The following is a 9,504-nucleotide window of genomic DNA, read 5'->3' on the forward strand; positions in this document are numbered from 1 at the left end:
TGCCCCGGGTGGGGGGTGGAGGGGCCCTTGTTTTTTGATAAAAAAGCAGGGGACCCTACCGCGGCCCAGCGGGAGCAAGCTCCCTCGCCACAGGCAAACTTAGACATGGCTTGCAATAAAAACCGCCCTACTAAAGCGGTTTTTTTATTGCCTGCACTTTCTCAAAAAACCGCAGGCAATAAAAAACCCCAACCCGTCACCCGGTTGGGGTTTTGCGTTTCTACAACCAGCGCTTAGCGCGTTACACGGCTGGTGCCGTTAACCGTCATGATGCGCACGCGGTCGCCAATGCGGAAGATTTCGTTAGGGTCGACGGCCTGGACGTAGGCGCGCATGCTGCCGTCGTCTTCGCGAACGGTAACTTCAACACCCTGGGTGCGGGTCAGACCTTCTTCAGCGGCGGAACCCAGCAAGCCACCGGCAACCGCACCGATAACGCCAGTGACGATACTGCCACGGCCACCACCGATCGCGCTGCCGCCAACGCCGCCGACCACTGCACCGGCAACACTGCCGATTGGGGTCTTGGTGCCTTCGATTTTCACCGGACGCAGGGATTCAATGGTGCCCATGCGAACGGTCTGTACACGACGCGCCTCGTCACGGGAGTACGAGTCGCCGGTCAGACTCGAGGCGCAGCCACCCAACAGCAACGACAGGGTGGTAAAGCAGGCAACTAGTAAAACAGACTTACGCATAGCATCAACTCCAAAGGACAGGTATTCATTAGACGCCGCTGCTTGGCGCCTGTCACGGCAAGCACGCCAGAAAATTGCTTTCATTCAGCCTGAGTACAGACTGCCAGCACCAAAAAACTCGACGAACGGTAGCTCCCGCCCCGATCCAAAAATCACGTGGAAGCGCTCTTTATTGTAGTCACGCAATCAAAAACGCCGAAGCCTCTGTGTAGAGACTTCGGCGTGATGATCACCATTCAGATGGAATGACGAAAGGTGTAGCTCAGGGCGCCAGGCGCTCGCGCGTCCACTCGCCCGCTTGCAGGCGATAGTTCAGGCGGTCATGCAGGCGACTGGCGCGGCCTTGCCAGAACTCGATGCGCTCAGGCAACAAACGATAGCCACCCCAATGCTCGGGGCAGTCGGGTTGGGTATCGCTGAAACGCTGTTCGGTCTGCTTGAGCAGCTCCTGCAGCTCTTCACGGTCACGAATGACTTGGCTTTGCGGCGATGCCCAGGCGCCAAGACGGCTGCCCAAAGGCCGGACCTGATAATAGGCATCCGACTCTTCAGGCGTCACCTTGACCACCCGCCCTTCGATGCGCACCTGGCGCTCCAGGGAGGGCCAAAAGAAGGTCATGGCCGCAAACGGCCGCGCCGCGAGTTGTTCACCCTTGGCGCTCTGATAGTTAGTGAAGAAGGTAAAACCCTGTGCATCCAGGCCCTTGAGCAGCAGGATGCGACAGTGCGGGCGACCGTCCTGGTCGACCGTGGCCAGGGTCATGGCATTGGCCTCCACCGGTGGCTGCTCGGTTTTCACCGCATCGCCAAACCATTGGTGGAACAACGCAAACGGCTCGTCCGGGGCCTGGGCCTCGCTCAAACCGTCCCGTGTGTAGTCACGGCGCATATCGGCCAGTGCCTGGGTCATGCAGCTTTATCCTTCTGTTTCAACGGATCAGTTTTTCGCCTGGTCGTTCGCAGCCGGGGCGGCAGCCTTCGGTGCGGCTTTTTTCGCGGCAGGCTTGGCAGCGGCTTTTTTCGCAGCGGGCTTGGCGGCAGCTTTCTTGGCCGGGGCTTTTTTCGCCGGGGCGGCTTTTTTCGCAGCCGGAGCCGGCACAGGGGCTGGCGCAGTTTGCACAGCGACCATGTCAGCGACCGGTGGTTTGCCCGAGTTGTACTTGCTCAGCAGCGCCAACATAGTTGTACGCTGAGTGAACATGATCTCCATGCGACGGTTCAGCGCACGCCCCTGATTGCTGTCGTTGGCGGCACGCGGCATCAGGTCGCCCATACCGCGCAGCATCAAGCGATCCTGCTTCAAGCCGCTGAGGCTGAAGATAGAGGCAATGGATTGCGCACGTTCTTTGGTCAACGCCTGGCTGGCCGGGGCGGTACCTGTGGCATCAACGTGACCCAGGACCAGGACCGCGGTCTTGGGGTCAGCTTCAACAGCTTTGGCAACGCGTGTGAACGGGCCGAGTGTGACCGGCAGCAGCATTGCCGGGCGTTTCGGGTTGTAGGAGCCGTCCACCGGGGCAATCACGACCAATACGTTGTCACGACGTTCCAGTTGCAGGTTGCTGTCCTTGATGGCGGCGCGCAGACGCGGCTCATAATCATCCAGCCAGGCTTGGGTGATTTTCGGATCGGGCATCTGCACGTTGGTCACATCAACCTTGGCCAGTGGCTTTGGCTTGCTTTCGAACGGCCACCACCATTTGGTTTCGGTGTCGGTCTTGGCGACGGCAGGCGCAGCATCCGGCGTGGAAGCAGGGGTTGCGGCCTTGAGGTCGGCTTTCAGGTCGGCTTTGGCATCCGCCGCTTTTTCGTCGGCGCTTTTGGCAGCGAACGGCCACCAGTTGAAGCCGGTGTCAGCCTTGGCTACCGGTGCAGGCGCTGGAGCAGCAGCGGCGGCCACAGGTTCGACAGGCTTGGCGCCGGCGGCAGGTTTGGCATCCGGCTTGGCGTCGGTTTGTGTCACGGCGTCCTTGGTAGCAGCCTTGTCAGATCCAAATGACCACCAGTGCCCACCTTCGGCATCACTTTGTGGTGTTTGTGCGCAGCCAGTAATAGTGAGGCACAGCGCCAGTGCCAAGGACTTGTTCGATAACATGAGGTATCCACAAAATGAGAAAAAAACGGGGGGCCTGGTTGACCCGTTAAACAGACGCTTAGAGAACAGTAAAGTTACACAATTTCGTTCAGCGCCTTCTTATACTTGCCTTTGTAACAAAAAAACGTGAAACAGCAAGCTCTTTACAGACAACCGGCCAATATTCCGACCAACTTCTGCGCACGCGGGTCCATAAGTACATAAGGGCCCAGTGTATTAGTCACGAAACCAAATGCTACATCGCGCTCAGGGTCGGCAAACCCCACCGAACCACCGGCGCCAGGGTGGCCAAACGCACGCGGGCCAAGGCCAAAGGTCGCATTGGGCAGTTGCGGTTGATCCAACATGCACCCCAAACCGAAACGGGTTTGAGTCAATAATGTTTTGTCTGGCCCGATACTGTGTTCGCGGGTCAATTGTTCGAGCATGTCGCTCTCAAGCAAACTACCGTCCAACAATCCGCTATAAAAACCTGCCAGGCTGCGCGCATTACCGTGACCATTTGCCGCTGGCTGCTGCATCCGCCGCCATTCGGGCTTATTAGTGCTGGTCAGAATAGACGGTGGGTTGGCAAATGCACGGGTGGTCATGGCATTAGGTTCGCGCATCATTACTTGAAGTAAACGTTGCGCGGCTTCATCGCCCATATTGCCTTTGCTGCGCGCTATATGCGCAACCCGATAAAACTCTTCGTCCGCCAAACCGACATGGAAGTCCAGGCCCAGGGGCCGCGCAACCCGCGCCACAATCGACTCGCCCGGCCCGCGCCCGTCGGCACGGCGCAGCAACTCGCCGACCAACCAGCCATAAGTGATGGCCTCGTAGCCATGCCCTTCGCCCGGCGTCCACCACGGGGCTTCGGCCGCCAGGGTGTCGACCATCAGTGGCCAGTCATACAGGGCTTCGGTCGGCAGCATCTGGCGAATCGCCGGCAGCCCGGCCTGGTGGCAGAGCAACTGGCGCAGCGTGATGGTTTCTTTACCCGCCGCGGCAAACTCGGGCCAGTAGTCGGCAACTGGCGCATCCAGTTTCAGCTTGCCTTCGGCAACCAGCTGCAGGGCCGTGACGGCAGTGAAGGTCTTGGTGCAGGAGAACAGGTTGACGATGGTGTCGCTGTGCCAGGCCTCGGCACCGTCCTTATCGGCGGTACCGGCCCACAGGTCGACGACGGTTTCGCCGCCGATCTGGATACAGAGCCCGGCACCACGCTCCTGCGGGTCATCGAACAACGCGGCAAAGGCTTCACGTACCGCTTCGAACTGGAGCTCGTAATGACCCTGAATCTGCACCTAAGCCGCCTTGGAAAACACCGTAAGAAGTGGCCGACATTGTTCCAGTCATTGCAGGTTTTGTGAACCCGTCAGTGATGAATCAATGGCCATTTCCAGAGTGTCCACCCGCATGCCCGGCGCCCTGCCCCGCGCCTTTGCCTTCTTGCCCGGACTTGCCGCCTTCGTTCTCGCGAACCTTGCTGGCCGCCTTGGCTTTTTCGGCCTCCTTGCCCAGTTGGTCGACCGCCGCCAGGTTGCTTTTACGCACACTCTCGACAAAGCCCTGGAACGGCACGTCGGTGATGCCCACCAGCCCGAAGTGGCCGTTCTCGCCATCCAGCAGGCGCCCGGTGACCGGCTGGTCCAGGTACTGGAACCAATGCACGCCGACAATCGATGGCTCGGCCATGGCCTGCTTGAGGAAGTTGCTGTACGCCACGCCACGGTCTTCTTCACGGGCCAACTGTGTCACGCCGCCCCAGAACGGGCCACGGTCGGCCGAGCCGAAGTTGAACTCGGTGATCAGCACCGGCTTGTCCAGCGCGCGCAAGGCAGCAAAGTCATAACCGTCCTGCGGCTTCAGGGTGTACATGTTGAAACTCAGCACGTCGCAATACTGGGCGCAGGACGCCACGGCCTCGGGCGTGCTGACGGCATACCGACCACCTAGCAGCAACTGGTTGGGCGCGTGCCATTTCAACGAATCGGAGATGGTTTTGAAGTAGGCATCAGCGAAGGTCTTCTGGAAATATTTGAAGTCAGCTTCGATTTCCGGGTGTTCGGGGCTCGGCATCGGCGGCTCGAAGCCTGGGTCTTCCATCAGCTCCCAACCCGCCAGGTGGATGCCCCAGGCTTTCGACAGGCCTTCTTCGTTACGGTACTTGTCGCGCAGTTGTTTGAGGAATGCGCGTTTGGCCGGTACGTCGGTGGTCATGCGCAACGTGCCATAGGCCAAGGCGTAACGGGATTTTGGATCATCGCCGGGGCCGGCCCAGGCCAGCTCGTTGTCGGCAAAATAGCCGATCAGCCACGGGTCATCACGGTGGTCGCGGGCGGCAATGGCCACGGCGCGTTCGGTGGCCATGGCAAAGCGCGGGTCGAACGGGTCGGGCATGCCGCCCCACCAGTCGGTGCCAGTGCTGATGCTGGCGTAGTCACCGACAATCGACAGCGGCAAGGTGTAGGGCACACGGTCGGCGCGGGCCAGGTCCTCATCACTCCAGTTGCCCACGGTGTTGAAGCCCCAGGCTTGCAGGCGGTCGAGGGTGTGGCTGACCCAGCGCTTCTGGTCGAAACCTTCGCCGCCATAAGTACGCTGCAAGTTGGCGCCGTAAAAATCGTACCAACGCCCGACATTGAAGCCGCGGCCCTGATCGGCACCGTTGCCGCCCCGGTTATCGCCACTGCCGTAGTACTTGTCGAACGGTTCGCCAGCCTTGGGCAGCGCGGCGAACATCCACTCGCGGCCGGCCACGTAGGTCTGGTTGTTGTCCGGTGCCACGGTGTTAACACCCAACGAATAGAACGGATGGCCTTGCGGCGTCACCAGGTACCAGCGGCCGTCACGCTTCTCGGTACGGAAAAAACCACTGGCGTCGAACGCCGGGCCTTTGTTCCAGCCACCGTATGGGTCCAGAGCGGATTTGTCACGCTCGGCCAGCCAGCCCTTGAGCTGTTGCTGCTCCTTGGCCGCTGCGGCTTTGAGTTGCTCGTCAGTGCTGACCTTTTCCGGCCAGCGCGCACGGGTGGACTGGCCATAAGCGTCCACCAGCTCACTGTAGACCGCCTTCAGCACCGGCTCGCTGTCCTGCACGCCAAAACGCTCAAGCAAAATGCTTTGGGCGGCGTTGGGCTTGAGCATCGACAAGGTGACCGAGGCCACTTGGCTGCGGTCGATCTCGCCAGCACTGGCGGCCAGCAATACACGCTGGCCGTCCAGGGTGATCGGCATGGGCGGGCCGGCCTTCATGCCCTGGCTCAGCGGCGAGTTGGCTTGCAACGGGATCAACAGGGTCTGGGCCGGGCCGGCCGGCAGGTCGATACGGCTGACCAGAGTCTTGCCGTCGACGCTCTGTACTTTGACATAGAGGGTCAACGCCCAGTCCATGGCGCTCTGGATACGCAGGCTCATGGCGCCGGATTGCGACCAGTCCCAGCTCCCGGCCTGCGGGCTGAGCACCAGGCTCGGTTCGGCCGCCGGGTTGAAGGTGATGCGGCGCAACACCTCGCCTTCGGGGGTTTGTTCGGCGTTGTATTGCGGCAGGCTGGCGTCCTGAGTCGCCACCTTGACCACATCGGCAGGTCGGACGAAGTTGAACAGCGTTTGTTGCCCGGCAGGCGCGGCCATCAAGGGCGCAGCGAATAACAGGGCAAAAAGAGCAGGCAGCGTGCGAATCATACGAACAAGGTTCTCCCAATCGGCCGATAACTGGCCTGATGACATAAAGCGTTGGCAGTGAGATAGACCACGAAGTGGGCGGATTCGCCCACGGTGGCTTATGAAATTTCGCGCCTGAACGGCGGCAAGGCATTAAGGATAGCTTTGCCATAGCGCTGCGTGACCAAACGGCGGTCGAGCAAGGTGATAGTGCCGCGGTCTTCCTCGGTACGCAGCAAGCGACCGCAGGCCTGGACCAGCTTCAAGGACGCATCCGGCACCGAGATTTCCATGAACGGGTTACCGCCCCGCGCCTCGATCCACTCGGCCAAGGCTGCCTCGACCGGGTCATCCGGTACCGAGAACGGGATCTTGGCAATCACCACGTGCTCGCAATAGGCGCCGGGCAAGTCCACGCCTTCGGCAAAACTGGCCAGGCCGAACAGCACGCTGGAATCGCCGCCATCAACCCGCGCCTTGTGTTTGTTGAGGGTTTCCTGCTTGGACAGGTTGCCCTGGATAAACACCTGTTTGCGCCAGTCACGGTCGAGGCCGTCAAACACGTCCTGCATCTGTTTACGTGACGAAAACAGTACCAGTGTGCCGCGCGAACCTTCGACCAGCTCCGGCAAGTCGCGGATGATCGCCGCCGTGTGCGCGGCCGCATCCCGTGGGTCGGCCTTGAGGTCCGGTACGCGCAGCACGCCAGCATCGGCATGGTGGAACGGGCTCGGCACCACGGCCGTCACTGCTTTTTTCGGCAGCCCGGCGCGCATGCGGAAACGGTCGAAAGTGCCCAGGGCCGTCAGCGTGGCCGAGGTCACCAGGCAGCCATAAGCCACGTTCCACAGGTTGCGACGCAGCATTTCGGCGGCGAGGATGGGGCTGGCGTTAACCTCGATATCGAACAGCGCACCGCTTTCCGACAGGGTCAGCCAACGCGCCATCGGCGGGTTGTCTTCCGGGTCTTCGACGGTGAAGGCGGTCCACAGCTCCCAGTTGCCCTGGGAGCGTGACAACAGGCTGCCGAACAGTGGGTACCACTCCTCGGCCTGGTTGCTGGCGATGCCGATATTGACCTCGCCATCCATGCCTTCCTTGAGCAAGTCGGTGAGGCGCGTGAACAGGTCGGTGAGGCGTGAAAAGCCCTTCTTCAGCTCAATACCCATTTCGCGCATATGCTCGGGGATCAGCCCGCCGACAAAGCGGTGGCGCGGCCGCTCACGGCCCTCCACGTCTTCGCCGGGCTTGAAGTCGGCGACCTGTTCACAGGCGCTGAACATGAACTGCTGCTGAGTCTTGATCTCCCGCGCCAGCTCCGGCACTTGCTCGATCAACTTGCCCAAATCGCCGGGCAGCGGATGCTGGGCCAGCAGTTTGGTGAGGTTCTTGGCAGTGGTTTCCAGCCAGTCGGCCGTGGAACGCAGGCGCGTGTAATGGGCGAAGTGGCCAATTGCCTTGTCCGGCAGGTGGTGGCCTTCGTCGAATACGTAGAGGGTGTCGCGCGGGTCCGGCAACACCGCGCCGCCGCCCAGGGCCAGGTCGGCCAGTACCATGTCGTGGTTGGTGACGATCACGTCGACCTTGCCCATGCCTTCGCGGGCCTTGTAAAAGGCGCACTGGCCGAAGTTGGGGCAATGGCGGTTGGTGCACTGGCTGTGGTCGGTGGTCAGGCGTGCCCAGTCCGAATCTTCAAGAGCGGTGGGCCAGCTGTCGCGGTCGCCGTCCCATTTATTGCCGGCCAGCTTCTCGATCATGCTGGTAAACAGCTTCTGGCTGACTTCATCCACCTCGATCTTGAAGCCTTCTTCTTCGAACAAGGAGGCAGTGGCGGTTTGCGCATGGCCTTCCTGCAGCAACACGTCGAGCTTGGACAGGCACATGTAGCGCCCACGCCCCTTGGCCAGGGCGAAAGTGAAGTTCAGACCGCTGTTGCGCATCAGGTCGGGCAGGTCTTTGTAGACGATCTGCTCTTGCAGGGCGACAGTGGCGGTGGCGATCACCAGGCGCTTGCCGGCAGCCTTGGCGGTAGGGATCGCGGCCAGGCTGTAGGCCACGGTCTTGCCGGTGCCGGTGCCGGCCTCGACAGCCACAATCGCAGGGTCGCCACTGCGCCGCCCTTCGTCGTCGGTGTCGATATCCCCGAGGACCTTGGCCACTTCGGCGATCATCAGGCGTTGGCCGTAGCGCGGTTTCAAGCTCTTGGCTTCGAGAAAACGCGAATAGGCGCCCTGGATCGTGGTTTTGAGTTCAGTGCTGATCATGGATAGTCGGGCGCAAAAAACGCTGGATAAATTTTCAGTGGTTCGGATCGGCCGCTATCATACCCCGCTAATTAATCCCGCGCAGAACGGAGTACCACAATGACCGCGTTTAGCCTCGCTTACACCCTGCATGTATTGGCCGCCCTGGCTTGGGTCGGCGGTATGTTTTTCGCCTGGATGATCCTGCGCCCCGCTGCCATGGCGGCACTTGAAGGCCCTGCCCGGCTCAAGCTGTGGGCAAATGTGTTTCAGCGTTTTTTTGTGTGGGTCTGGGTCGCGGTGCTGATTTTGCCGATCAGCGGCATCGGCCTGTTGCAACTGCGCTTCAGTGGTTTTGAGACTGCGCCGCGCTATGTGCAGGTGATGATGGGTCTGTATCTGGTGATGACGGCGCTGTTTATCCGCATCCAGGCACTGAAGTTCCCGGAACTGCGCACAGCGGTGGCGGCTGAGGATTGGCCGGCGGGCGCGGCTGCGCTGGGGCAGATCCGCAAATTGGTAGGGATTAATTTAATAGTGGGGTTGGTGGTGGTGGCGATTGCTTCGGCGCGGCCGATGTTCTGAGGCGGCTGTTAGTCCGCCATCGCGGGCAAGCCCGGCTCCCACATTTGGAATGCATTCCAACCTGTGGGAGCCGGGCTTGCCCGCGATGGCGTCAGATCAGTCGCATCAAAGCCGCTGAATAGTCACAGCACCCGCAGGCCCAGCCGGCCCCGGCTGGCCTTCCAGCCCTGGCCGGCCTTTATCGCCGCCATCGGCGCGGTACACCAGGCAGCCCTTGGACTGCCCGCCTTTGCCC

The 9,504-nt window shown here is 61.0% G+C and carries 8 protein-coding genes and 1 pseudogene; 2 read left to right on the forward strand and 7 right to left on the reverse strand.

Features of this window, described 5'->3' with window-relative positions:
• On the forward strand, positions 1-237 hold a 237-nt coding region (locus GIW28_RS29955; RefSeq protein ID WP_236490475.1), incomplete at its 5' end, for a hypothetical protein.
• Here the strand turns inward: GIW28_RS29955 and GIW28_RS29960 are convergent.
• The 6 genes from GIW28_RS29960 to dinG all read right to left on the reverse strand — a co-directional run bounded on the left by GIW28_RS29960 (position 234) and on the right by dinG (position 8,705).
• Positions 234-698 carry a glycine zipper 2TM domain-containing protein gene (locus tag GIW28_RS29960; protein WP_017137197.1) on the reverse strand — a complete coding sequence of 155 codons (465 nt, stop codon included), beginning with the start codon at positions 696-698 and terminating at the stop codon, positions 234-236. The two genes, GIW28_RS29955 and GIW28_RS29960, sit on opposite strands and share 4 nt — an antisense overlap.
• Before the next feature lie 262 nt (positions 699-960).
• The gene (gene pdxH / locus GIW28_RS29965; RefSeq protein WP_099548576.1) at positions 961-1,608 is read right to left on the reverse strand and encodes a pyridoxamine 5'-phosphate oxidase; all 648 of its coding nucleotides are present in this window, start codon (positions 1,606-1,608) and stop codon (positions 961-963) included.
• A 27-nt stretch (positions 1,609-1,635) separates the two neighbouring features.
• Entirely contained in the window at positions 1,636-2,793 is a 1,158-nt protein-coding gene (locus tag GIW28_RS29970; protein ID WP_099548575.1) for an OmpA family protein, read from the reverse strand.
• Positions 2,794-2,936: 143 nt separating this feature from the next.
• Positions 2,937-4,082, reverse strand: coding sequence for an EstA family serine hydrolase (locus GIW28_RS29975; RefSeq protein ID WP_017137194.1), 1,146 nt, complete (start codon positions 4,080-4,082; stop codon positions 2,937-2,939).
• Positions 4,083-4,164: 82 nt separating this feature from the next.
• On the reverse strand, positions 4,165-6,462 hold the full coding sequence (locus GIW28_RS29980; RefSeq protein WP_017137193.1) for a beta-galactosidase: 2,298 nt from the start codon (positions 6,460-6,462) through the stop codon (positions 4,165-4,167).
• A gap of 98 nt (positions 6,463-6,560) precedes the next feature.
• Positions 6,561-8,705 (reverse strand): ATP-dependent DNA helicase DinG, encoded by a 2,145-nt coding sequence (gene dinG, locus GIW28_RS29985; RefSeq protein WP_017137192.1) that lies wholly within the window; start codon positions 8,703-8,705, stop codon positions 6,561-6,563.
• A gap of 99 nt (positions 8,706-8,804) precedes the next feature.
• Between dinG and GIW28_RS29990 the strand changes: the two genes are divergently transcribed.
• The gene (locus GIW28_RS29990; RefSeq protein ID WP_236447687.1) at positions 8,805-9,269 is read left to right on the forward strand and encodes a CopD family protein; all 465 of its coding nucleotides are present in this window, start codon (positions 8,805-8,807) and stop codon (positions 9,267-9,269) included.
• Positions 9,270-9,374: 105 nt separating this feature from the next.
• On the opposite strand, the pseudogene GIW28_RS29995 reads toward GIW28_RS29990, so the two are convergent.
• A pseudogene (locus tag GIW28_RS29995) lies at positions 9,375-9,504 on the reverse strand (collagen-like protein); the annotation flags it as partial.

Source organism: Pseudomonas sp. PA-5-4B (genome assembly GCF_021606215.1).
GTDB lineage: Bacteria > Pseudomonadota > Gammaproteobacteria > Pseudomonadales > Pseudomonadaceae > Aquipseudomonas > Aquipseudomonas edaphica.

Coding starts and splice junctions, on each gene's coding strand:
- GIW28_RS29960 (WP_017137197.1), bottom strand. CDS start 698: ATGCGTAAGTCTGTTTTACTAGTTGCCTGCTTTACCACCCTGTCGTTG.
- pdxH (WP_099548576.1), bottom strand. CDS start 1,608: ATGACCCAGGCACTGGCCGATATGCGCCGTGACTACACACGGGACGGT.
- GIW28_RS29970 (WP_099548575.1), bottom strand. CDS start 2,793: ATGTTATCGAACAAGTCCTTGGCACTGGCGCTGTGCCTCACTATTACT.
- GIW28_RS29980 (WP_017137193.1), bottom strand. CDS start 6,462: ATGATTCGCACGCTGCCTGCTCTTTTTGCCCTGTTATTCGCTGCGCCC.
- dinG (WP_017137192.1), bottom strand. CDS start 8,705: ATGATCAGCACTGAACTCAAAACCACGATCCAGGGCGCCTATTCGCGT.
- GIW28_RS29990 (WP_236447687.1), top strand. CDS start 8,805: ATGACCGCGTTTAGCCTCGCTTACACCCTGCATGTATTGGCCGCCCTG.